Consider the following 22,483-nt stretch of genomic DNA (forward strand, 5'->3'; position numbering starts at 1 on the left):
TCTATCGAAATATGCAATCGACTAAACGTTTTCTTATTTTTTTGGTAAACTAGATAAAAGTGGACGTGTAATCATTAAAGGAGGTTGAGGGAAACAGTGGACCCTAAGACGGCTGATCATTCGATTGAGGATGTCTGGCGAAGGCTGGAACGGCAATCACAATGGATGCCTGCGCAATTGTATTATCAATTTGAGGAACTCTTGTCACTACATTTGGAGCAACCGATTCTAAATGAATTGTATCAAGTGTTAAAAAAATACGACGTACTGACCGATATAGAGCGTGACGAACGAAACGAAAGCATTCAAATGCTAATCGATGAAAACGGCGCTTGATTCTCGGTTTTTGGATTTCCGAGCAGAAGAAGTGTCTTCTGCTCTTTTATTTTTCGTTCTTATACGCATTACATACAGAAAGGTGGCACACATCAATCATGGATATCGTGTCGATAATCGGGATCATACTAGGTCTTATCACATTGATCGGAGGAATGATCTTAAAAGGTGCGCCTCCAGTCGCCCTACTTAACCCTGCAGCCCTCGTCATCATCTTTGTCGGGACAGCCGCTGCCATCATGATTTCCTTCCCGAAGGAACGCCTAAAGGTACTACCGGCACTGTTTAAAGTCATCTTTTTCGAACAAAAATTAATGACGAAACAAGTCTTACTCGGACAGTTTCTGACACTTTCGACGCAAGCACGGAAAGAAGGACTGCTGTCATTAGAAGCAGCTTTAGAAGAAGTCGACAATGCGTTCATGAAGCGTGGTGTCATGATGGTCATCGATGGGCAGCCATCTGAATATGTCGAGGACGTCATGACGCGCGACCTCGAAAACATGACGGAACGGCATCATGCCAATGCAAACATCTTCACGCAAGCTGGAACTTACGCTCCGACCCTTGGGGTTCTCGGTGCCGTCGTCGGTCTTGTTGCCGCTTTATCCGATCTGTCGGATATTGAAAAATTAGGTCATGCGATCTCAGGTGCCTTCATCGCGACGCTGTTCGGGATTTTCACCGGGTATGTCCTGTGGTTCCCGTTCGCAACGAAACTGAAGCAAAAATCAGCGAGCGAGATTCAACTGTACGAGATGATGATCGAAGGCATTCTGTCGATCCAAAACGGTGAATCACCAAAAAACTTAGAAGATAAGCTACTCGTGTACCTGACACCGAAGGAGCGTGCGAACTATGAAGCGGAAAAAGAAGCCGCATGACGAACATATCTCCGAAGGCTGGTTGATTCCCTACGCCGACTTATTGACCTTACTTCTAGCACTCTTCATCGTTCTTTTTGCTTCGAGTAATGTCGATGCCGTCAAGCTAAAAGCGATGTCCCAGTCGTTTAGCTCCGTCTTCAATGGTGGTTCAGGGATGATTACGAACAGCTCGCTCTCCACTCAAGAAGAAGAGGATTCGAAAAAACTCGACGCACGAACGAAGGCACAAAGCTATGAAATCGCAGAACTCGAGAAGATTAAAGACGAAGCAAACAAATATATCAAAAATGAACAGCTCGAAAAAGACATCAAGGTGGAAATTACAAATGAAGGACTTGTCTTCACGATTCGTGACCGAGCCCTCTTCTCGCCAGCTCAAGCAGAAGTAAGAGGACGCTCGCTTCAAATCGCAGAAGGCATGAGTGCACTACTCGTCAAGGCAGGACAACGTCAGATTCAAGTCTCCGGTCATACGGATAATATCCCAATCAATACGGCACAGTATCCATCAAACTGGGAACTCAGTGCAGACCGGGCGATCAGTTTCATGCGTGCCTTACAACGCAATCCAAAGCTCGAACCAAAACGGTTTACTGTCAGCGGTTACGGAGAGTTCCAACCGATTGCGTCCAATCAAACAGAAGCCGGTCGTAGTCAGAATCGACGTGTCGAGGTATTGATTCGACCATTGATCGACTTAAAAGCAAACGTACTCGACGAAACGAAAGTTAAGTCCGGCACGTAAAAAAGATCCTTCGTGGTTGGTTACCACGAAGGATCTTTTCAATAATACGGACGAATCATGATATAGACGATGACGCCAGTGAAGCTGACGTATAACCAAAGCGGCATCGTAAAGCGTGTCCATTTTTTATGCTTCTCGAAATTTTGATTCACAGCATGCGCGAGTGACATCAAGACGAGCGGGACGATGACTGCAGCTAGAATGATGTGCGTAATCAAGATGAAGAAATAGATCGGACGAACAAATCCTTCTCCACCGAACTTCGTCGATTCACTGACTGCATGGTACGTGACGTATGAAATCAAGAATAGCGTTGTCGTCGTCATCGCACCACCAATGAAGCGGCGATGATTCACACGGTTACCGCGACGAATCGAAATCCATGCCCCGAGCAACAGCATGAAGGTAAAACTATTAAAGATGGCGTTCAAAAAAGGAAGTAACGTCCAATCGAATCCTGAGTCGACTTGTACAGGTGGCGCAAAAAATAAGAGAGCCACGAGTAGGTTGATGACAAGAGTCAACAGGATGACGAGTGGGACAAAATTCCGTTTAGTAGCAGGTTGTTGCATGAATCATTCTCCTTGTTTCCAGTCGAAATAACGTTTCAACCATTTTGGGATCGGACCAGCGAATAAACGCTCACGCCAGTAGACATCAGCAGCACGCTGAACGGCAGCACCACGAATCGGATACGGATGCACGACACGTGACAGTTGACCGACCTTATCTTTACGTGCCATTGCATAGACGACTTCTTGCATCCACTCGCCGGCTTGTTCTCCGATCGCATGTGCCCCGATCAGTTTCCCGCGTTTATCGGCGATGAGCTTGACGCGCCCTTCCGTCTGACCATTGATGACGAAACGATCCACTTCATCGAGACCCGTCTGGTAGACTTTGATGTCACCGTGTTTCTTACGTGCTTCTTCTTCTGTCAAACCGAGATGGAACAATTCAGGCGTTGTGAATGTTACCCACGGGACCGCTCGATAATCAGGTTTCGTCCGTAAACCGAACAAAGCATTTGTGACGACGGTTTTTCCTTCTAGTCCTGCGACGTGCGTAAACGGTAAGGAATCAATCGTATCTCCGACGGCAAAGATATGCCGCTGACTTGTCCGGAGCGAACCGTCGACTTGAACGAATCCTTTTTCGACATGAACACCAGCCCGATCAAGACGTAACGCCTCGATGCGTGGCTTACGACCGACCGCGACAAGAACGGCATCCGTTTCGATGACACGTGATTCCCCATTTGCTTCGACCGTCACTTCGATGCCTCCAGCTGACTTGCGGACATGCGTGACCTTCGTATCGAGATGCAACGTCAATTCTTGCTCGAGCTGACGTTGAATGACTTCGACCATGTCACGATCTTCTTTTCCGAGCAGCGTCTTCATGCCCTCGATAACTGTGACTTCCGTTCCGAGGTGCGCGTAAGCTTGCGACAGCTCAAGACCGATCGCCCCACCACCAATAACGAGCAGCCGCTCAGGACGCTCTGTTAATTCAAAGATCGTCTCGTTCGTTAAATAATCGATCGTATCTAGCCCATCAATCGGTGGAATGATCGGTTGGGATCCTGTTGAGATCGCAAACTTTTCACCAACGACAAGCTGTCCCGCTACTTCGACTTCATGTGCACTAAGGAATGTCGCTTCTCCGATATAGACATCGACACCAAGATCTTCAAATCGTTTCGTTCCATCATGGGATTGAATGATGTTACGCGCACGATCAACGCTTGCTTTCGTTTTAGAATAGACCGCGTCTCCGTTCAGCGTCACGTTGTATTTTTCAGCCGTCCGCTTCATGACGTGCACGTCGTGTGCGGCTTCAATCAAAGCCTTTGAAGGAACACAACCATAATGGAGACAATCTCCACCTAGATGTGCATGACGTTCAATCAGGGCAACATGTGCACCAAGACTTGCTGCACCGGCAGCAATCGTCATTCCGGCTGCACCACCACCGATGACAACTAATTGATAGGTCTTCATCGCAAACCCTCCTCATACCGACGTGTGATGTCTTCCATCCGTTTACGGTTGACGCCCCAGTCAGAGTATCCGACACGTGATGCCGAACGGAAATGAATCACTTGTGCGGCTTCATCGAAGTAAAATTCGACGTCATCCTTGAAGCGAAAGACTTTACTCGTGAAGATGGCATGGATGTATGTTCCTTCCTCCTTAACGATTTTGACTCGGTCGAGGCTTTGTAGAATACGTAAGAGGTGGAACTTCGAATCCGCAAGCGTTTCTTTGAACGGGAGCGGACGCATTTTCATATCCTGTAGATCGGTTTGAGTAGATACCGCATTCGGTTTTCCGGAGAGCGGTTGAAGCGTACCATTTGAAACACCAAGTGCCATGACTGATTCCTCCGTTTCCTATCATCTGATCCATTTCGTACTATAATCCACTTTACTTTACCAGTTTCTGTTTCACTCTGCCTGTCTGAGTGTTTACGCTTTCGTGACAGGGAGCAGAATCGTCGCGATGACGCCGCCTTCTGGCTGATTGTCGATGAATAGCTTGCCTTCATGTGCTTCAACAAGCTCTCGACAAATCGATAGCCCGAGTCCCGTTCCGCCCTTTCCTTTTTGCACTTGATAAAACTTTTCCGTGACATGACGTAGGTGTTCTTTCGGAATACCAGGTCCTTCGTCACTGAAAGAAAGGAATAACACACGCTCGGAACGAACGAGTCGAACCGTAATCGCTCCTCCAATTGGTGAAAAACGGATTGCATTATCAAGCAGGTTCAAGAAGACTTGTTTCAATCGGTTTTCGTCGTATAGACCAATGACTTGCGCCGGTAACTTTTGCACGATCTGAACATTTTTCTCTTCCAGCTTTTGACGTAGTTGCGCTGCGACGGTCTCGATGATTTCCGTTAAGTTGACTTCCTGACGGTATAGGACGAGACGACTCGTCTCGAGTTTTGAGAAATCGAGTAACTGTTCAACGAGCGAAATCAAACGCTCCGTCTCTGAATGAATGATGCCCATCCCAAGCGACGCCTCTTCCGGCAACTGATCCTGTTCGACGAGTAATGTCTCACTCCAGCCTTTGATCGATGTCAACGGTGTCCGTAATTCATGGGAAATACCAGAAATGAATTCATCTTTTAATGTTTCCTGCTGTTTGATCTGTTGTCCCATATAATTGATCGTCCGGGCTAGTTCTCCAAGCTCGAACGAGTATTCCTCGTTCACCTTGACGTCGTAATGCTGTTTCGCAATTTGATCCGATGCTCCGATGACTTCTTGAATCGGTCGGACGATCGACGAGACGAGACGTGAGGAATAGATGAAGGCAAGTCCCCAAATTACTGTACCCAGGAGGACGATCGCTAAACAAATTTCGATCACACGTCGATCGATTCGTTCAAGCGACGTCGTATAACGAAGCGCTCCCGTCGTCTGACCAAACGACACGACAGGTTCTGTTACTTCCAGTAAATGTTCTCCCGTCGCCTCATCGTCATATCGTTTCGTGACGGTCTGTCCCGCTCTTACTTGATTGATCGCCTCTAGCGTCAACTTACGTTCCGAGATGAATCCGGTCGAAGAGTAACGTGGAATCCCTGTCGCATCCAACACTTCGATCTCAGCGTCTGGATAAGCATAAGAATCAAGTACATCATGGATTGTCGCTTCTGAATCAGCGTAATCATAAGCAAGGCCACTATTCGCAAATAAGACAGCACTCGCATTCGCATGGCGTTTCAAGACATCCGTCGCCGTCACGTAGTAATAGTTATAGGTCACGAACGAGAGGATCCCGATGACGAGTAAGACTGTCACCGTGATAATCGTCATGAACCGCATCAATATCTGGCGCTTCATTCTTCGTTACGCCACTTGTATCCATGTCCCCACAATGTCTCAATGAACTTCGGTTCCGCTGGATTCTCTTCGATTTTTTGACGAAGACGGCGAATGTTGACATCGACCGTCTTCCGATCACCAAAGTAATTCTCACCCCATACCGCATCGAGTAATTCATCTCGCGACATGACTTGATCTTCGTTTTTGATGAAGTGGCAAAGTAAATCGTATTCAGTTGGTGTCACTTCGACATCGACACCTTCTTTTTGGACGCGCTTCGCCCCTAAATCAATCCGAAACGGTCCAGAGATGAGTTCACGTGGCTGTTTTCTGCGGCGTAATGTCTCTACCCGTCGCAGGAGCGACTGGATGCGCGCGAGTAGCTCTGCTGGACTGAATGGCTTCGCGATGTAATCGTCCGCTCCTACGCTCAGTCCCATGACTTTATCCTCTTCTCGTGTCCGTGCCGTCAGCATGATGATCCCGACGACTTCATCCTTTGTCCGCGCCTGTTCACAGACGGCAAAACCGTCGACTTCCGGCATCATGATATCGAGTAACAGAATATCGAAGGTTTGTTGATCAAACTGCGCAAGCGCTTCTTTCCCATTTTCCGCCTCGATGACATCATAGCCTGCCCGTTTCAAATTAATGACGATGAAACTGCGAATCGCATGTTCATCTTCAGCTACTAGTATTTTGGTCATTCTTTTCTCCCCCTGATTCTTTATTCCACGAGTGTGACACGATTGACGAACACTTCATAATCCTTCGTCGCACCAATCACATAGACATAATCGATACCTTCTTTGATTTTTCGCTTTTGATCACTCGCAATGTATTGATTCTTCGGAATGACCTCTAATTCGAAATCAATCTGCTTCGTTTCTCGATTGATGAACCGAACACGATTTTCGCGTTTCTCGATCGTTTCACGCGTCGCCCAGTTGGCAGGGAACCGCATGACGAAATTGTATTCTTGATCGATGTACTGCTCTTCTCGCAGTTCGAACCCACTCTCGAGAAATGGTGGATTATCTGATCCATTCCATGTGTAGTATGCCGTGATGCGTGGTTTTGGTTCACCTTCACGCCCTTTACTGCCTTCTGGCGTGTATTGATGACCGAACTCGACGATTCCGTCTTGATCGACATCTTTCGGGAAGGTATACATCGGCTCGACGATCTCATCGACCTGACCGAAACGGACCTGTTCCAACGTATCGTTCGCTAAACGGAATAATGCGATGTGCATCTTAGCATCACGTGTATAAGAGACAATCAAGCCTTTATTGCGCGCAGCATTGATCGTATCGACTTCAAATAAATCATGTTCTGCGAATAAATCGCCATCTTTTGTCGCTAGCGTCGTCTCTTGACGCTTTTCCGACAAGATATCCTTATAATAGATCAAACGAGATGGACTTCCCTTTTGTAGAAGCACCATATCTCGCTCGCGATCTTGATTCAAATCATTCACCGACAGGCGGTCATACCGATCCACCTTCGTGACATCTCGTTGCTTCGACAACAGCTGTTCAATGATATATAACGTGTTTTCACCATAACTGGTAATCCCGATGACTAAATGGTTTTGTTTATGTTGCGCGTCAGATACGACTTCGAGTCGATCGATGGCTCGCCCATCAGCAACTGTCTGCCGTGTCACAAGTCGCCATTTTTCACCTTGTCGTTCATGAACGAGAAGATGAATCGTGAAACGTCCATCCTGCTCACTACGGTAGAAGGTGATCGCCTCATCCTTACCGTTTCGATCTAAATCAACGAGTTCATATAGACGGGATACTGCTTGATTTCGTGGCGCCACGATTTCTGCCTGTTTCGGCAAATCGCGGTCAATCCGCTCTTTCAACGACTGCTCCCATGCCGGAAGGGACGGATGTTCGAGTAGAGAGGCGGGATGCGGAAACATCGTACTGCATCCTGCTAATAATAGACTTGATATGATCATGAAGAGATATTTCATAAAGTTGGAATCCTTTCCGTACTGGCTCTGTTTCCACTTTATCATACTCTCTCAATGGAGAGTATATTGTCGAATGGGACACAAGTTGTTACGATATACAGATAATTGAAAGGGGTTTGAATGTATGACGTATAAAATGATTGTTCTCGATTTAGATGATACCTTGTTGACAAGTGACCATACGATTTCACCACGTACGAAAGAAGCTTTACTCGCTGCGCAGCGTCGCGGGAAGAAAGTCGTGCTCGCTAGCGGTCGTCCGACATTTGCCATGCTCGACCTCGCAAAAGAACTGGAACTCGCCCGCTACGGCAGTTACATCCTAAGCTTCAATGGCGCTTCAATCATTGATTGTAAAACGAACGAATCGCTCTTCCTCAGCACGCTTTCCCCGGAGACGGTCCATCGTCTTTATGATGTAAGTAAACGGGAGGATGTCTACATTCACACGTATGTCGGACATGAGATTCTGACAGAACAACCGAACGAGTATACGACACTCGAAGGACAATTGACTGGTATGGACGTCATTCCCGTCGCTGATTTTAAAACAGCGATTCAAACACCTGTCGTCAAGTGTTTAATGATGGCAGAAGAGACACACCTCGCGCGGGTCGAGCAGACGCTTCAACAAGAGCTTGCAGGGGAACTCGCGGTTGCTCGCTCAAAGCCATTTTTCCTTGAATTCACGGAAGACGGTGTCACAAAAGGCACAAGCCTTGCCTTACTGTCTGAGAAGCTTGGTATCGCTCAGGAAGAAGTCATTGCTTGTGGAGACGGCAACAACGATCTATCGATGATCGAATGGGCAGGTCTTGGCGTCGCGATGGCGAATGCAGCCGATACCGTTAAAGAAAAAGCCCAGTATATGACCGCTTCGAATGATGAAGATGGTGTCGCCCTCGTCGTCGAAAAGTTCATGATGGATGAAGAACCGACTATCTCAAGTCACTGAGTAACTCAAAAAAGCGTGTATTCCGCATTCAACGGAACACACGCTTTTGATTTACGATAAACACCAGTCAATTGGCTCTCTTCCCTGCTCTTTCAGCCAAGCATTCGTTTGCGAATAAGGTTTGCTACCGAAAAATCCTCGGCTCGCTGATAAGGGACTTGGATGAACGGCTTCGAGAACAAGATGACGATTCGTATCAATCAGCACCTTTTTACTCTTCGCGTGATTTCCCCATAGGATGAACACGATCGGTTGTGTCTGTGTTCCTAGGACTTCAATGACCTGATCCGTGAATGATGCCCAGCCTTTTTTAGCATGCGATCCCGCTTTTCCTTCTTCAACCGTGAGCGACGTATTCAGTAAAAAGACACCTTGTCGTGACCAAGCTTCGAGATTTCCGGATGTCGGAGCCGGACAACCGATATCCGCGACGAGTTCCTTATACATGTTTCGAAGGGACGGCGGGATCGGAACTCCGTCATGGACAGAAAAGCTGAGTCCATTCGCCTGACGTGGACCATGGTAGGGATCTTGCCCTAAGATGACGCACCGGACATCTTCTGGCGCGACTGCATCGAACGCATGAAAAATCCGCTCTTTCGGAGGGTAGACGGTCGTCGTTTGATAGGCTTCCTTCAAAAAAGCCCACAGTTCTTGAAAATAGGGTTTTTCCTTTTCTTCTTTTAACACGGTTTGCCAAGATGGATGCACGTGAATCCGCTCCTTTTTCAGTCTCAAGTCGCTGTTCGTCCGTCTTGATTCTGCTATGATGGATGATGAGGTGGAAAACTATGATTCAGACAAAACAATTATTCGGACTACCATTCGTCGATGCGACACCTTCGCAATGGTATACCCATATTAAAACAATCTTACACGACCGCGGAAAAGCCTTTCTTGTCACAGCGAATCCCGAGCTCGTGTTGCGTGCATTACGCGAACCTTCTTACGATGCCATCTTACGACGGGCGACGTTCATCACACCAGACGGAATCGGTGTGACGGCTGCCAGTAAACGGATGGGAGCACCGCTCACTGCGACATTGCCGGGAATCGAGACGGCACGTGAACTATTGCGGACGGCAGACGCACTCGAGAAGCGTGTCTTTTTACTCGGTGGACGTCCGGAAGTCATGAAATCGTTGATCCGTCAGTTATCGATTCGTTTTCCGAACATCCACTTCGTTGGAACGTTTCATGGTTTTGGAAAGACAGAAGAAGCAACGCAAGCCATTACAGAAGCAGACGCTGATCTTGTTCTCGTCGCACTCGGTGCGCCAAAACAGGAAGAATGGATCGCTTCCATCTATGATCAAGTCGATCACGGCATCTTTATCGGTGTCGGTGGTGCGTTCGACGTCTGGTCCGGACACAGTAAGCGCGCGCCTAAATTATTCCGTCGCTTCAAGCTAGAGTGGCTCTATCGTATCTCGACGCATCCTCGTGGATTCGAAAAACTCAAGGATTTGTTACTTTTCCTGACGCTTGTGCTTCGTAAAAAATCAACGCTCTCTTGAGCACACACAAAAAGGGCTGACTTAAAAAATGACGCGTCCTTTCACGCCCTTTCCTCAGGCGAGACACAAGCAAGAGCGACCCTGCAACGAAGTGAAGCAGCCCGATGCTTGTCCCAGGAAAACGATGCGAGATGAACAAAAAAGCGCAATTTTTCTCGTTAAGAGAAAAATTACGCTTTGTCTTCAGTCTCAAGGCTCCCGACACGGCGGGAGCCTTTTTGACGCTTATCTTATGCGTTGACAGTCGAGAATGAACGACCGAGTTCTTTTGCTTTAGCGATTGCTGCTTCTTTGATCTCTTCTGCTTTTTCTGGGTTCATTGCCATACCTTCGATGAAGAGTGCATCGTAATCTGTTACACCAGTGAAAGCAAGCGCTTGACGGAGGTAGTCATCACCGAAGTTGAGACCAGATCCTGTGTAGACGCCACCTGTTGCTTGGATGTGGAGTGCTTTTTTGCCTTCCATCAAGCCTTTTGGACCTTCTGCAGTATAAGCGAATGTTTTACCTGCAAGAAGAACGCTGTCGATGTACATTTTGAGACGTGCTGGGAAAGAGAAGTTCCACATTGGTGTGACGAAGACATACTCATCTGCTTCCATGTATTGCTCGAGATGTTTTGTCATCGTACCGACTTTTGCGATCTCCACTTCTGTTAACTCTTCGCCTGTTGCGAATTTGCCCCATGCGCTAAGAACATCTGTATCGATTTCTTGGACTGTTTCGTTATATAGATCAAGAACTTCTACTTCAGCTGAAGGATTCGCTGCTTTGTAGCTTTCGAGGAATGCTTCACCGACTTGAAGGCTGAAAGAATGTTCTGTAGCTTTCGGGTTAACAGTTACATAAAGTAATTTAGTCATTATTATTTCTCCCTTTTATTTAAAGTAAATTCTGTAACTAAACATACCAACCACCTTTTCGTTTGTCAATCAGTTTGACTTCTAAACAAATAAAAAAAAGCTCAAGTCCGTGACCTGAGCTTTCTTGATCTTATGAGTGCTAATCCTTACACATTTTCGAGTGGCGTATAATGTTCGGCTCGTAAACCGATTCGTTTCAACTGATCAATCAACTGTTCCTTTTCAGAAACCGACAAATCCTTAAATAAGTCTGCTAAAAAGGCTTCATGCTTCGGGAATGTCTCTTCCATTAGTTCGCGTCCAGCTTCCGTTAATGTCCCAAACGTGACACGACGATCCGTCGCACATGATTTTCGCGCAATCAACCCACGCTTTTCAAGTTTATCCACGACATACGTCACACTTCCGCTCGTTAATAGAATCTTATCGCCAATTTGTTGTAGAGGCGTGTCCCCTTTGTGGTACAGCAATTCAAGAACTCCGAATTCCGATAAATTCAACTGATGTGTTTTGATGTCTGCCTTTACTTGCTCCGTCACCGCATGCATCGTCCGAGATAGAACAACGAGCATTTTTAATGCCAGCTTCGAGTCTGTCGATTCCATTTTACGTTCGCCCCTCTTTGTGTTGTATCGTCACAATCATAGACTTCTTTGTCTAACTGGTCAATTCTTGCTGAATTTTTGCAATGATCCACTGCTCAAAAATAGTTCTTGCCGTGAAACGCGTTTCATACTCTATCGTCTTGATATACACTAAAAAGGAGGTAATCATCATGTCGATCCATACTCGGTTAACCCAGCTATTCAAGCGGAATGTTGCTTTTGAGTGGGCCATCGAACAATTGCATACACCAGCAGGTTATTATTTGTGTCAGCACACGTTGGTTGATCAATACCCTGATTTGTCTCCTCAAGAAAAAACGAGACTGCTCTCAAAGATCAATGAACTGGCTGAGCAGACAGCTCCATTCTCGGCTCCCGTCTCTCGACAGGATTGGCGCCGACTTGAACGACGATTATCTCGTAAGATGTAATCCAGGAGGGATGCGCGATGACGAACATCCGAGACTTGGCACGTGAAGCCAACGTGTCCGTTACGACAGTCTCACGTGTACTAAATGATCATCCTTACGTTGCGAACGAGAAGCGACAAGCTGTTCGAGAAGCTATCGAAAAACTCGGATATATCCGTAATCAGACTGCCGTCCATCTATCGACGGGTATGACAAAAACGGTCGGAGTCATGCTTCCGTTCGTTGATCATCCATATCACGCTGCCATTCTCCAAGGCATCGCGCAAGCCGCCTTTGACGCGAGCTATCGGTTCTTGACGTGGCAAACGAATTATGTGGAAACGCATGAACAACTGGCACTGGATGCGCTGGCGCAACAGGAAATCGACGCACTCATCGTCGTGTCGCACAGTCTTCCCTTATCAGCGATTTTATCGTATGAACAATATGGCCCGATCGTCTTTTGTGAACATCATGAAGATGTCGCTGCCGTCTATATCGATCACTATACGGCCTTTCAACAGGGACTTGCACATCTACGACAACAAGGACATACAAGCATTGGTATTTGTCTCTGGCGCCCCGACAGTACGAATAGTTTGGCGCGTAAACATGCGTATCAAGAAGTTGTCAGTGACGCGTTCGTCTATGAACAGACATTGACGATCGAAGATGGTGCGAACGTCGCAAGGCGCTGGATGCAACAGAAACAACGACCGAGCGCCATCTTGACTGCCAGTGATCACGTTGCCGCGGGACTCATCTTGGAACTACGAAAACAAGGCTATCAGGTCCCGGGAGATCTCTCTGTCATTGGCTTTGATGGAAGTGAGCTTGCTGAAGTCTTATCGATGACGACGATCGCGATTCCGTATGCCACGATCGGACGACATGCTTTTCAGCTAACAGTTCGAAACGATATGAATATTCGTCCGCAAATCGAAGTACCGTCAACGTTCATTGCCGGAACGACCGTTCTTCCTTATACCTGAATCCATATAAAAAAGCGACGAGTTCATCGATTTGAATTCGTCGCTTCATTTCGTTTAAAGTGCCCCTGCCGCTACATACCGTGATCCCCAGTAGCCGCCACGGAACGATTCTTTGACGACTCTTCCATAGTACGAGTTCGCATTGATCATCGTACCGCCATCGACAGCGATTCCAACGTGTTGAATCCCACTTCCATGTGTAAAGAAGACGAGATCCCCAGCGCCAGGTGCCGTACGTTTTGTTGCTGAGTATTGAGCCGCTGCCGTACGTGGGAGTGATTTTCCTAATGCTTGATAAACGTAACGTGTAAATCCAGAGCAATCAAAGCTAACAGGACCTGTCGCACCAAAAACATAAGGACGTCCTTTGAGACCTTCTGCTACCGAAACGATCGTTGATCCTGTTTTACTAAGACCTTTCGTCGCTTTAGCGTTATATGCTTTCGTGTATGTAGAGGCGATGTATGCTGATTTCCCTTGATGACGAATTTGATACCATTCTTTAACCTGACCTACGACGGTTACAGCTTGTCCAAGTTTCAATTGCCCGACTCGTTTACTTGATACAGCAGCTTTTGCACGAATATTCAGCACATCCACTGACACCACTACTTTTTTACTTGTTGCAGCTTGCGTTGATGCTGGGACGAGTGTCCAACTACTGATGAGTAACGTTAAGGTTAACAAAACACGAGTGACAGCTTTCATCGATTCATTCTCCTCTTATATATGAATGTATTGTACGTCTGAATTGTCAGATAATTTCTGTATTTATCCTATCATGTTCCAGATTTTCATCATATTACAGTTCTTTAACGCGCATTATTTTTCGTAATACTTTTGTAACAAAATAAAAAAACAGGTTGTAGAACGGCTTAGGATAGCCATTTCTACATACCTGTCAGTTTGAGTCACTTAATCGTTTTTTCAAGAATCAATTGACTTCTTTTTACGGAAACGTGCTAAGAATTCATAGACGATCGGCACGATAAGGAGTGTCAACAACGTCGAACTTGTCAGTCCACCGATGACCGTCACACCTAACCCTTTTGAAATCAATGCGCCACCTTCGAGTCCAAGCGCAAGTGGTGCAAGTGCACCAATCGTCGCAAGTGCTGTCATCAAGATTGGACGTAAACGTGTACCTGCTGCATCGAGTAGTGCTTCACGCGTCGATAAACCTTCCGCTTCTTTATGAATGACACGGTCGATCAAGACGATCGCATTCGTCACGACGATTCCGATCAACATCAAAGCACCAATCAAGGATGATACAGAAATCGTCTCTCCTGTAATCAACAGAGCAACCAGTCCACCGATGATTGCGAATGGAAGTGAGAACAAGATGACGAGTGGTGTCAATGCTCCTCCAAACGTAATGACGAGGACAAGATAGACGATCGCTACAGCTGCTGCCATTGCTAGACCAAGTTGTGTGAACGACTCTTGGATCTGCTCTGTGACTCCGCCTTGCTCATACGAGACGCCTGTCGGACGATCAATGTTTTTAACGGACTTTTCAATCGCTTGAGAAGCCTCTGTTGCTTTATCCGTTTTTAGTTCTGCTGTAACGGTAGCGACGAGTTTTCCATCACGTTCGTTGAGCGAATCAGGAGTCGTTCCTTTCTTCACTTCAACGAAATCGGACAATTTGCGAACGCCAAGCGGTGTCACGACATCCGTCTCTTCCAAATCTTGAACGGAATCGTATGTCGTTTGTTCGTTTGGAACGATGACATCGAGTTCCTTCCCATCTACCTTAATAGTAGAAAGTGGTTTTTCTTCTCCTTGGACATTAGCAATGCCTTGCGCAAGTTGTGCTGTTGAAACGCCGAATTCAGCCGCTTTTTGCTGATCGACTTCGAACGTATATTGCGTATACGCTTCTTTTAAATCTGTCGTTACTTTTCGAACATACTTCGATTCACCTTCTATCGCATCAACGAATTTCGGTGTTACTGCTTCTAAATCTTCAATATTATTCGCAAAGATTGAATACGAGACGCCTGACGAAGCTGCGCCACCGCTAAAGTCTTGCTCTTTCCATTCTCCTGTCGGAATGTCAGCATTCAGCTGTTTGATGGCTGTCTGTTTAACATCTGCGAAATCTTCCGTGTCTGGATCGTATTGGACGATGAAGACCCCTTGTTTCGTATTCCCTGGATTCAATGGATTTTCTCCACCGACGGTAAACTGAAGATTATCGATATTTTTTTGTTTGTTGAAATAATCTTCTGCTTGATCAGCTGCTTTTAACGAATCATCCAACGTTTGACCTGGTTTTGGATTGTACGTGACGTAGAGTGTCTTTTCTCCTTCTTGATTCAAGAAGTTGACACCAATCGTTGGTACGAGAGCAAAACTACCGATCAAAAGCAAGACTGAAAGACCAAAGACGATGAGTTTATGGTTAAGAGACCAATTCAGCATACGGCGATACCCATTCGCCAACTTTCCGCCCTCTTCTTTTTCCGGTTTTGGTGCTTTACCACGCTTAAAGAGCGAATCCGCGAACATCGGAACGACCGTAACCGCAACGATCAAGGACGCGAACAGTGCAAAGACGACTGTCAAAGCGAATGGTAAGAACAGCTCACCAACGAATCCCGTAACGAATCCGAGTGGCAAGAAGACCGCGATCGTAACGACTGTCGACGAAGCGATTGGAATGAAGACCTCTCGTGTTGCACTGATGATCAGTTCTTTTCCTTTTAACTTTTCCGCCGGATCCGTCAAACGACGATAAATATTTTCGATGACGACGATGGAATCATCAACGACTCGACCAATCGCGACCGTCATCGCTCCGAGTGTCATGATGTTCAAGGAAATATCCATCTGCTTCAAGACAAGAATTGCCATCAGAAGGGATAACGGAATCGAAATAACAGCAATGATCGTTGATTTAATGTTTCGTAAGAACAGCAAGATGATGACAATCGCAAATAACGCACCAATCAATGCTTTACTGATCATCGTCGAAACGGATTCCTCAATTGGTTTACCTTGATCAAGTGTCACAGATGCATTGACCGAACCGTTTTCTTTTTCGAAGTCTTTGATCGTCTGCTTGACTGCATTGACGACATCGACTGTATTCGCATCTTGCGACTTTGTTACTTGAACACCAATCGATCGTTCACCATTCGAACGCGAGATCGATTCCTCGATCCCTTTATCCTCAATCGTCGCAACTTGCGACAACGTGACAGTTGGTACTTGCGTTGGCGCCGTCTGTGTTGCCTGACCGGACGTTGCGCCTGTCGCTGGTGTCGTTTGGGATGCCGCAGGGGCTGACGCTGGAGCTTGTCCTGCTTGTCCTGCTTGTCCTGCTTGTCCTGCTTGTCCTGCTTGTCCTGCTTGTCCTGCTTGTCCTGCTTGTCCTGCTTGTCCTGCTTGTCCTGCTTCAGGAGTATTCGATACTGGCGGCGTATATGGAAGACGAAGATCTTTTAATTCCTTGACCGTCGTTGCTTTTCCATCTAATACGACTGCTTGTTCCTTATCTCCCAACTCGTACAAGCCAAGCGCTAAACGGGAATCATTAGCTTGAATTAATTGTTTCGCATTCTCTTCGGTTAGACCGTAACGTTCGAGTTTTTTCTCATCGAAGCGAATTTCGATCCGGCGAATCTCTTGACCCGCGACTTGAACCGTCTGCGCCCCTTCGATTCCTTCAAGCTTTGGTTGAAGTTCGTTTTCAACGAGTTTCGTCAATTCAGATAGGGATCGTTCCTTATCCGAAACGGCAAAACCGATGACTGGGAATGCATCAAAGGAAATCCGTGATACTTGTGGTTCCTGAACACCTTCCGGCAATTCGACGTTTGAAAGAGCTTCTTTTACTTTTTGCTCGGCTTCTTCCATATTCGTACTGAAGTTATAGTCGATTTGTAGGTTCGATGCATTTTGGAAGGACGTCGAACGTACAGTATCGACTCCTGATAAATTTTCGACCTTACTTTCAAGTTCTCGACTGACTTCATCTAGAACTTGTTCTGGTGTAGCACCTGGATAAATCGTCGTCACCGACACGGTCGGTGTCGTGATGTCTGGCAATGTCTCGAGCTTCATCGATGTTCCCGCATAAATACCGGCAACCGTGATGATGATCGTCATGAGCCAGAGGGCAAACTTATTGTTCACCGAAAACTGGATGATCTTTTTCATCGTATGGTTCTCCCTCACTCTTCAATTTGTTTATCTAGTCGTCGTGCACGTTCTATTAATTGCTGAATTAATCGTTGTCGCACATCTGGAGACGGTGCGCCGAACTGAAAATGCTCCGACAATTTCAAACCGTCTAATATAAAGCGAATCGATAACACTTCAACCGGATCCATCTGTTCTGTCAGTTGGCGGAAGAACTGCTCCGCTTGTCGCTTTCGTTCCTCGACGAACGTCGCATGATCCTTTAACAAGGACAACAAGTAAAGAAGCGCATCCATGTCGAGATGGAACTCCTCTTGTTGCTGGATTTGCAACGTCACGAACGCTTCCATCGGTCCCATCGTCAACTGATGCTGTTCATATAGTTCAAATTGTCGTGCTTCTTGCGCCTCGATGACCCCCATTAATAAAGCTTCCTTCGAAGCGAAATGATACAATAGTCCACCTTTTGAGACATTTGCTTGTTTCGCTACTTCTTCAAGCGTCAATTGGGTGAATCCTTGTTGCAAAATAATCGTCGTCGTTGCTTCAAGAATCCGACGACGAGTCTCTTGCGCTTTTGCACTGGCCAATAGTCTCCCCCTTCCCTCATATTTACTGTACCGTCTGGACGGTTTCTTTTTACAGTGTACGAATTCTTATTTGAAGATGCAATCGCTTTGTTTATGTTTCACGTGAAACTTTCGTGAACAAAAAAAGACTGACTCAAATGTCAGTCTCTACAAAGATAAGGGCGTAAAAAGACGCGTCATTCTTTTTGAGTCAGCTTCTTTTGAATCCATTATTCGGCTGTTTCGCGTGCACTCTCTCGTAGTGCCGCTTGCATCGTATCGAATAAGTGACGCTCTCGTAGCACTTGGACGCCACGATCCGTCGGTCCACCAGGTGCCGCAACATCAGCAATCAGACGATCCGTACTTGCGTCGGAGCGCATGAGAATTTCAGCTGAACCTTTCATCGCTTGAGCAACGATTCGACGTGCATTTCCTTCTTCAAAACCAGCATCCGTCAAAACCGGCACCATGCCAGCTACGACTTCATAGAAGAAAGCAGGACTACATCCTGCTGCCGCCATGAATGCAGGCATCGTCGATTCATTTGCTTCCGCAATTTCTCCGACACGTCCAAATAATGCTTCGACTACACTTCGGATCTCTTCATTCACGCGTGAGCCGAACCATAGTCCAGTCATTCCTAAACGGTGTGCGACTGGAGTATTCGGCATGGCAGCGACTGTCGGACGTTTTGCCAACTGTTCGATTTCATATGGTGTAATATGTGCAGCAATCGAAACAATCGTCTGATTCGTCCATTGTTGATTCGCTACATAGTCGAGTACACCATCGGGTTGCATGCCCAGCATGACGATATCGTATAAGGAGACATCTTCCTGCTCGACCGTTTGAACACCGTGTCGTGCTGCGACTTCTGTCAAGCGTATCCCGCCACTCCGATTCGTCATCGTGATATCTTCTCGTGCAAATCCAGAAGCGACCCATCCTTGAACGAGTGCCTCACTCATCGCACCGGCTCCTACTATTAATAGTTTCATCATCTATCCTTCCTCTCCCTCAAAAAAAGACCAGTCATGAACTGGTCTTGTGCGGGTCCATTATACACGAACGGCTAAATCTTCGACAGCAACGACTCGAAGTCCCTTATCGTCAAGTTTCTTGACGATTTTTTTCTTCGTCTTCTCGTCACAATCCGTCGGTAATGTAATCAATACACGACGCATGACGCTACTCTTCGCATCGAGTGTCATCAGACTCGCGACCGTTGAATATTTGTTGACGATCTTCGAGATCTTCTCAAGTGCCCCTTTTTGTTCACTTAGGGCTACTGTCAGGACGTAACTTCCAGAATCACGGTTCCACGCTTCTTCAAGCATTCCAAGCATTTTTCCGTGAGGTAGAATACCGAAGAAATGACCATCGTCATTTAAGACCGCGATATACGGTAATTCCTTGATCGAGAAGAAGACTTCAAAGAAATTACTTCCTGTATAGATGTATTTGGATGTATTCTTAATCAGCGACATGACGTTGTCGTCTAAGCTGCCACCATTCATCCCATGCCGGTAGATGTGCATCTTATAGATGTTGCCCTTGAAGTCCTGTCCTGATTGGTCAAGGACCGGGACACAGCGGTATCCGGTTTTTTCAAGTGTGTCGAGTGCTTCACGAATCGTCGCTGTCTCGGAAATCGTGACACATTGATGCTTCGGAATACATAAACTTTGTACGAGCATAATAAAATCCTCCTCTTTTAACTGATTACGCAGACTTAATCATATCATTCGATTTTCATGCGCCATATCCTCTTTTCCCACTTCTGATGCGCTTTTATTCTTACAATCACAAGACAATCTCTTGCAATTACAACGTAATCCAACTCATTTCAATCAAGTACATTTCAATTTTTCCATTGTCAGACAATTTATTAAATCTACAATCACCTTCATATTAAGATTTATTAAGATTTCGTAAAGACGCTTCATAAATGTATTCTTTTACAATACCGTCTGCTACAATCGAACTCGTGAAGTTACTTCACTATTCTATTCTTGTTCTTAATATGGAGGCAGAAGAAATGTTTAGTAAAAAACAAGATCCATTCGCAGTGAAATTATCCGAAATCGCAGGACACTTAAAAACGACTTCGCAATTCTTCGTTGACTTTAAAATCAACGGCATCGCGGATGTAAAAGAATTTGCACATAAAGTAAAAGACTTCGAAACAGCTGGGGACGATTTGATGCACCAGTTGATCATCGACTTGAACAATGCGTTCATCACGCCGATCGACCGTGAAGACTTACTCGCACTTGCTAACGCACTTGATGACGTCTTAGACGGTTTTGAAGAATGTTCAGCGATCTTCGAAATCTACAATATCGTTCAAGCAGACGAGCACATGATCAAGTTCGTCGATGAAATCAACATCGCTGTCACAGAACTCGCGATGTCAATGGATCTTCTTGTTGCACGTAAATTGCAACCGATGCGTGAACACGTCATCAAAATCAAAGAACAAGAGACGATTTGTGACAACCTACGCCGTAAATCGATCAAAGCATTGTTCGCAACAGAAACAGATCCAATTAAAATCATCCAATATAAAGAAATCTATGAATCGCTCGAATCAATCGCGGACTACTGCCAAGATGCAGCTAACGTCATTGAAACGATCATCATGAAAAACGCTTAAGTGAGGAGCTAACGAGATGGATAGCCTGTTTATCATCACCGCCATAATCGTGATTCTCGCACTTAGCTTCGACTTCATCAACGGTTTCCACGATACAGCGAACTCGATCGCGACTTCGGTGTCGACTCGTGCTTTGAAACCACGTCATGCCATCATCTTGGCTGCATCGATGAACTTCCTAGGTGCAATCACGTTCACTGGAGTCGCAAAAACGATCTCTGGTGACATCGTTGACCCGTCAACACTTGAACATGGTAGCTACGTCGTCATCGCTGCCTTGATTTCAGCCATTGCCTGGAACCTTTTGACTTGGTACTTCGGTATTCCGTCAAGTTCTTCGCATACACTGATCGGTTCGATTGCTGGTGCTGCTGTTGCCTCTGTTGGATTCGGAGGAATCGAAGCAAAAGGCTTCTTGAAAATCGTTCAAGCCTTGCTCATTTCACCAGTACTCGCATTCACACTTGGTTTCATCGTTTATGCAATCTTTAAAGTCATCTTCAAAAAAGGAAACTTGGCGAAGACGAATCGTCGCTTCCGTCATGTTCAAATTGCAACCGCTGCTTTGCAGTCGTATACACACGGTACGAACGACGCACAAAAAGCGATGGGGATCATCACGCTTGCTTTGATCTCATCTGGTTATCAAACAGATCACGAAGTTGCGACTTGGGTTAAACTCTCATGTGCGATCGCGATGGGTCTCGGAACATCTGTCGGTGGATGGCGGATCATCAAAACAGTTGGTGGTCAAATCATGAAAATCCGTCCGGTCAATGGGGTTGCAGCTGACTTAACATCAGCAGCGATCATCTTTGGAGCGACAGCGATTCATCTTCCGGTTTCGACGACACACGTCATCTCTTCTGCCATCTTGGGTGTAGGTACATCACACCGTAAGAAAGGTGTAAAATGGGGAACTGCACAACGTATGCTCATCACATGGGTCATCACATTGCCGATTTCGATGGCTTTCGCTGCCTTGATCTACTATATTCTCGACTTCTTATTCATTAAATAAGTACTTGCCCCGCCTACTCAAAAGAGGTGGGGTTTTGTGTACGTTAGAAGCGTCGACAGTTGTTGTTTTTCCCATAATTCGCTATGATGAAGAACAAGAAGGATTGTCTATTTCTTTAGGAGGAATGCCCCATGACAAAACGTAAAGCCTTAACGATTGCTGGTTCCGACACGAGCGGTGGAGCTGGTATTCAAGCTGATTTGAAAACATTCCAAGAACTTGGTGTCTATGGAATGAATGCTTTGACGGTCATCGTCGCCCAAGACCCTGATCACTCTTGGCACCATGCGGTTTACCCAATCGACACAGAACTCGTCCGGACACAAATCCACACGGTCCTTGGAGGTATTGGTGTTGATGCGATGAAGACGGGTATGCTCCCGACTGTCGAAATCATTGAAGCCGTAGCTGAGAAAATCAAATCATCCGGCGTTCAAAACGTCGTGATTGATCCTGTCATGGTCTGTAAAGGTGAAGACGAAGTACTGAACCCTGATACGGCAAACGCACTTCGTGATGTCTTGACACCACTTGCGACGGTCGTCACACCGAACGTCTTCGAAGCCGGACAACTGTCGGGCCTTGGTAAGACACCAGCAACGATCGACGAGATGAAACTTGCAGCAGCACGGATTCACGAAAAAGGTGCGCAATACGTTCTTGTCAAAGGTGGCAGCAAGATTGACCATCCACAAGCAGTTGACGTGCTTTATGACGGAAAAGAGTTTATCCTGATTGAGGACGAACGAATCGAGACACCGTACACGCACGGTGCTGGCTGCACGTACTCTGCAGCAATCACGGCCGAACTCGCAAAAGGTGCATCGGTAGAAGCTGCTGTCCGTACAGCAAAATCTTTCATCACTTCCGCGATTCGTCATTCATTCCGTTTGAATGAATACGTCGGACCAACTGATCACGCTGCACATCGTATAGTCCAGTCTTGA

Annotated in this window: 24 protein-coding genes; 10 read left to right on the forward strand and 14 right to left on the reverse strand. The window is 46.3% G+C overall.

Features of this window, described 5'->3' with window-relative positions; genetic code table 11:
• The first annotated feature begins 96 nt into the window (after positions 1–96).
• The 3 genes from MKY22_RS15305 (at position 97) to MKY22_RS15315 (ending at position 1,968) form a co-directional block, all read left to right on the forward strand.
• Positions 97–336, forward strand: a complete 240-nt coding sequence (locus MKY22_RS15305) for a hypothetical protein (RefSeq protein WP_023469697.1) — start codon at positions 97–99, stop codon at positions 334–336.
• A gap of 98 nt (positions 337–434) precedes the next feature.
• Entirely contained in the window at positions 435–1,220 is a 786-nt protein-coding gene (gene motA / locus MKY22_RS15310; protein WP_035412066.1) for a flagellar motor stator protein MotA, read from the forward strand.
• Complete coding sequence (locus tag MKY22_RS15315) at positions 1,195–1,968, forward strand: flagellar motor protein MotB (protein WP_035412064.1); 774 nt, start codon at positions 1,195–1,197, stop codon at positions 1,966–1,968. Before motA ends, MKY22_RS15315 begins: the two co-directional genes overlap by 26 nt.
• 38 nt (positions 1,969–2,006) lie before the next feature.
• Here the strand turns inward: MKY22_RS15315 and MKY22_RS15320 are convergent, their stop codons facing one another.
• The 6 genes from MKY22_RS15320 to MKY22_RS15345 all read right to left on the reverse strand — a co-directional run bounded on the left by MKY22_RS15320 (position 2,007) and on the right by MKY22_RS15345 (position 7,778).
• On the reverse strand, positions 2,007–2,540 hold the full coding sequence (locus MKY22_RS15320) for a DUF420 domain-containing protein (protein ID WP_056064864.1): 534 nt from the start codon (positions 2,538–2,540) through the stop codon (positions 2,007–2,009).
• 3 nt (positions 2,541–2,543) lie between these two features.
• Positions 2,544–3,971: a dihydrolipoyl dehydrogenase family protein gene (locus tag MKY22_RS15325; RefSeq protein ID WP_035412058.1), complete on the reverse strand. Its 1,428-nt coding sequence runs from the start codon at positions 3,969–3,971 to the stop codon at positions 2,544–2,546.
• Positions 3,968–4,345: a DUF1499 domain-containing protein gene (locus tag MKY22_RS15330; protein ID WP_290779927.1), complete on the reverse strand. Its 378-nt coding sequence runs from the start codon at positions 4,343–4,345 to the stop codon at positions 3,968–3,970. Before MKY22_RS15330 ends, MKY22_RS15325 begins: the two co-directional genes overlap by 4 nt.
• A gap of 93 nt (positions 4,346–4,438) precedes the next feature.
• Positions 4,439–5,797, reverse strand: coding sequence for a sensor histidine kinase (locus tag MKY22_RS15335; RefSeq protein ID WP_341089770.1), 1,359 nt, complete (start codon positions 5,795–5,797; stop codon positions 4,439–4,441).
• A 23-nt stretch (positions 5,798–5,820) separates the two neighbouring features.
• Positions 5,821–6,513, reverse strand: a complete 693-nt coding sequence (locus MKY22_RS15340) for a response regulator transcription factor (protein WP_214729092.1) — start codon at positions 6,511–6,513, stop codon at positions 5,821–5,823.
• Positions 6,514–6,533: 20 nt separating this feature from the next.
• Entirely contained in the window at positions 6,534–7,778 is a 1,245-nt protein-coding gene (locus MKY22_RS15345; protein WP_341089774.1) for a hypothetical protein, read from the reverse strand.
• Between the two features lie 139 nt (positions 7,779–7,917).
• On the opposite strand from MKY22_RS15345, the gene MKY22_RS15350 reads away from it, so the two are divergent.
• A complete protein-coding gene (locus MKY22_RS15350) occupies positions 7,918–8,748 on the forward strand; it encodes a Cof-type HAD-IIB family hydrolase (protein ID WP_341089775.1) in 831 nt (276 codons plus the stop codon).
• Positions 8,749–8,799: 51 nt separating this feature from the next.
• On the opposite strand, the gene ung is transcribed toward MKY22_RS15350, so the two are convergent.
• Positions 8,800–9,459, reverse strand: a complete 660-nt coding sequence (gene ung / locus MKY22_RS15355) for a uracil-DNA glycosylase (protein WP_341089776.1) — start codon at positions 9,457–9,459, stop codon at positions 8,800–8,802.
• An 80-nt stretch (positions 9,460–9,539) separates the two neighbouring features.
• Here ung and MKY22_RS15360 point away from each other — a divergent pair, with 80 nt between their 5' ends.
• Positions 9,540–10,265 carry a WecB/TagA/CpsF family glycosyltransferase gene (locus tag MKY22_RS15360; RefSeq protein WP_149428012.1) on the forward strand — a complete coding sequence of 242 codons (726 nt, stop codon included), beginning with the start codon at positions 9,540–9,542 and terminating at the stop codon, positions 10,263–10,265.
• Between the two features lie 230 nt (positions 10,266–10,495).
• Here the strand turns inward: MKY22_RS15360 and MKY22_RS15365 are convergent, their stop codons facing one another.
• Together MKY22_RS15365 and MKY22_RS15370 are read right to left on the reverse strand one after the other, a co-directional pair.
• Positions 10,496–11,128, reverse strand: coding sequence for an NAD(P)H-dependent oxidoreductase (locus tag MKY22_RS15365; RefSeq protein ID WP_023469709.1), 633 nt, complete (start codon positions 11,126–11,128; stop codon positions 10,496–10,498).
• A gap of 146 nt (positions 11,129–11,274) precedes the next feature.
• Positions 11,275–11,733 carry a MarR family winged helix-turn-helix transcriptional regulator gene (locus tag MKY22_RS15370; protein WP_029342913.1) on the reverse strand — a complete coding sequence of 153 codons (459 nt, stop codon included), beginning with the start codon at positions 11,731–11,733 and terminating at the stop codon, positions 11,275–11,277.
• A gap of 170 nt (positions 11,734–11,903) precedes the next feature.
• Between MKY22_RS15370 and MKY22_RS15375 the strand changes: the two genes are divergently transcribed.
• Together MKY22_RS15375 and MKY22_RS15380 are read left to right on the forward strand one after the other, a co-directional pair.
• A complete protein-coding gene (locus MKY22_RS15375) occupies positions 11,904–12,164 on the forward strand; it encodes a hypothetical protein (protein WP_087681642.1) in 261 nt (86 codons plus the stop codon).
• Positions 12,165–12,181: 17 nt separating this feature from the next.
• Positions 12,182–13,135: a LacI family DNA-binding transcriptional regulator gene (locus MKY22_RS15380; protein ID WP_341089778.1), complete on the forward strand. Its 954-nt coding sequence runs from the start codon at positions 12,182–12,184 to the stop codon at positions 13,133–13,135.
• A gap of 54 nt (positions 13,136–13,189) precedes the next feature.
• Here the strand turns inward: MKY22_RS15380 and MKY22_RS15385 are convergent, their stop codons facing one another.
• The 5 genes from MKY22_RS15385 to cbpA form a co-directional block, all read right to left on the reverse strand.
• Entirely contained in the window at positions 13,190–13,843 is a 654-nt protein-coding gene (locus MKY22_RS15385; RefSeq protein ID WP_341089779.1) for a C40 family peptidase, read from the reverse strand.
• 219 nt (positions 13,844–14,062) lie between these two features.
• Positions 14,063–17,305, reverse strand: a complete 3,243-nt coding sequence (locus MKY22_RS15390; RefSeq protein ID WP_341089780.1) for an efflux RND transporter permease subunit — start codon at positions 17,303–17,305, stop codon at positions 14,063–14,065.
• 14 nt (positions 17,306–17,319) lie between these two features.
• Positions 17,320–17,877 (reverse strand): TetR/AcrR family transcriptional regulator, encoded by a 558-nt coding sequence (locus MKY22_RS15395; protein ID WP_214856683.1) that lies wholly within the window; start codon positions 17,875–17,877, stop codon positions 17,320–17,322.
• Positions 17,878–18,086: 209 nt separating this feature from the next.
• A complete protein-coding gene (locus MKY22_RS15400) occupies positions 18,087–18,857 on the reverse strand; it encodes a pyrroline-5-carboxylate reductase family protein (protein WP_214729119.1) in 771 nt (256 codons plus the stop codon).
• A gap of 60 nt (positions 18,858–18,917) precedes the next feature.
• Positions 18,918–19,556 carry a cyclic di-AMP binding protein CbpA gene (cbpA, locus tag MKY22_RS15405; protein ID WP_023469717.1) on the reverse strand — a complete coding sequence of 213 codons (639 nt, stop codon included), beginning with the start codon at positions 19,554–19,556 and terminating at the stop codon, positions 18,918–18,920.
• A gap of 341 nt (positions 19,557–19,897) precedes the next feature.
• Here cbpA and MKY22_RS15410 point away from each other — a divergent pair, with 341 nt between their 5' ends.
• The 3 genes from MKY22_RS15410 (at position 19,898) to MKY22_RS15420 (ending at position 22,483) form a co-directional block, all read left to right on the forward strand.
• Entirely contained in the window at positions 19,898–20,515 is a 618-nt protein-coding gene (locus MKY22_RS15410) for a DUF47 domain-containing protein (protein ID WP_023469718.1), read from the forward strand.
• Between the two features lie 16 nt (positions 20,516–20,531).
• Positions 20,532–21,536 carry an inorganic phosphate transporter gene (locus MKY22_RS15415; RefSeq protein WP_023469719.1) on the forward strand — a complete coding sequence of 335 codons (1,005 nt, stop codon included), beginning with the start codon at positions 20,532–20,534 and terminating at the stop codon, positions 21,534–21,536.
• A gap of 131 nt (positions 21,537–21,667) precedes the next feature.
• Positions 21,668–22,483 carry a bifunctional hydroxymethylpyrimidine kinase/phosphomethylpyrimidine kinase gene (locus MKY22_RS15420; RefSeq protein WP_290779956.1) on the forward strand — a complete coding sequence of 272 codons (816 nt, stop codon included), beginning with the start codon at positions 21,668–21,670 and terminating at the stop codon, positions 22,481–22,483.

The organism is Exiguobacterium sp. FSL W8-0210, assembly GCF_038006045.1.
Lineage (GTDB): Bacteria > Bacillota > Bacilli > Exiguobacteriales > Exiguobacteriaceae > Exiguobacterium_A.

Excerpts from the sequence above, each read along its gene's own strand:
- motA (WP_035412066.1), top strand. The coding sequence starts at position 435 with ATGGATATCGTGTCGATAATCGGGATCATACTAGGTCTTATCACATTG.
- MKY22_RS15315 (WP_035412064.1), top strand. The coding sequence starts at position 1,195 with ATGAAGCGGAAAAAGAAGCCGCATGACGAACATATCTCCGAAGGCTGG.
- MKY22_RS15320 (WP_056064864.1), bottom strand. The coding sequence starts at position 2,540 with ATGCAACAACCTGCTACTAAACGGAATTTTGTCCCACTCGTCATCCTG.
- MKY22_RS15325 (WP_035412058.1), bottom strand. The coding sequence starts at position 3,971 with ATGAAGACCTATCAATTAGTTGTCATCGGTGGTGGTGCAGCCGGAATG.
- MKY22_RS15330 (WP_290779927.1), bottom strand. The coding sequence starts at position 4,345 with ATGGCACTTGGTGTTTCAAATGGTACGCTTCAACCGCTCTCCGGAAAA.
- MKY22_RS15335 (WP_341089770.1), bottom strand. The coding sequence starts at position 5,797 with ATGACGATTATCACGGTGACAGTCTTACTCGTCATCGGGATCCTCTCG.
- MKY22_RS15340 (WP_214729092.1), bottom strand. The coding sequence starts at position 6,513 with ATGACCAAAATACTAGTAGCTGAAGATGAACATGCGATTCGCAGTTTC.
- MKY22_RS15345 (WP_341089774.1), bottom strand. The coding sequence starts at position 7,778 with ATGATCATATCAAGTCTATTATTAGCAGGATGCAGTACGATGTTTCCG.
- MKY22_RS15350 (WP_341089775.1), top strand. The coding sequence starts at position 7,918 with ATGACGTATAAAATGATTGTTCTCGATTTAGATGATACCTTGTTGACA.
- MKY22_RS15360 (WP_149428012.1), top strand. The coding sequence starts at position 9,540 with ATGATTCAGACAAAACAATTATTCGGACTACCATTCGTCGATGCGACA.
- MKY22_RS15365 (WP_023469709.1), bottom strand. The coding sequence starts at position 11,128 with ATGACTAAATTACTTTATGTAACTGTTAACCCGAAAGCTACAGAACAT.
- MKY22_RS15370 (WP_029342913.1), bottom strand. The coding sequence starts at position 11,733 with ATGGAATCGACAGACTCGAAGCTGGCATTAAAAATGCTCGTTGTTCTA.
- MKY22_RS15375 (WP_087681642.1), top strand. The coding sequence starts at position 11,904 with ATGTCGATCCATACTCGGTTAACCCAGCTATTCAAGCGGAATGTTGCT.
- MKY22_RS15380 (WP_341089778.1), top strand. The coding sequence starts at position 12,182 with ATGACGAACATCCGAGACTTGGCACGTGAAGCCAACGTGTCCGTTACG.
- MKY22_RS15385 (WP_341089779.1), bottom strand. The coding sequence starts at position 13,843 with ATGAAAGCTGTCACTCGTGTTTTGTTAACCTTAACGTTACTCATCAGT.
- MKY22_RS15390 (WP_341089780.1), bottom strand. The coding sequence starts at position 17,305 with ATGAAAAAGATCATCCAGTTTTCGGTGAACAATAAGTTTGCCCTCTGG.
- MKY22_RS15400 (WP_214729119.1), bottom strand. The coding sequence starts at position 18,857 with ATGAAACTATTAATAGTAGGAGCCGGTGCGATGAGTGAGGCACTCGTT.
- cbpA (WP_023469717.1), bottom strand. The coding sequence starts at position 19,556 with ATGCTCGTACAAAGTTTATGTATTCCGAAGCATCAATGTGTCACGATT.
- MKY22_RS15410 (WP_023469718.1), top strand. The coding sequence starts at position 19,898 with ATGTTTAGTAAAAAACAAGATCCATTCGCAGTGAAATTATCCGAAATC.
- MKY22_RS15415 (WP_023469719.1), top strand. The coding sequence starts at position 20,532 with ATGGATAGCCTGTTTATCATCACCGCCATAATCGTGATTCTCGCACTT.
- MKY22_RS15420 (WP_290779956.1), top strand. The coding sequence starts at position 21,668 with ATGACAAAACGTAAAGCCTTAACGATTGCTGGTTCCGACACGAGCGGT.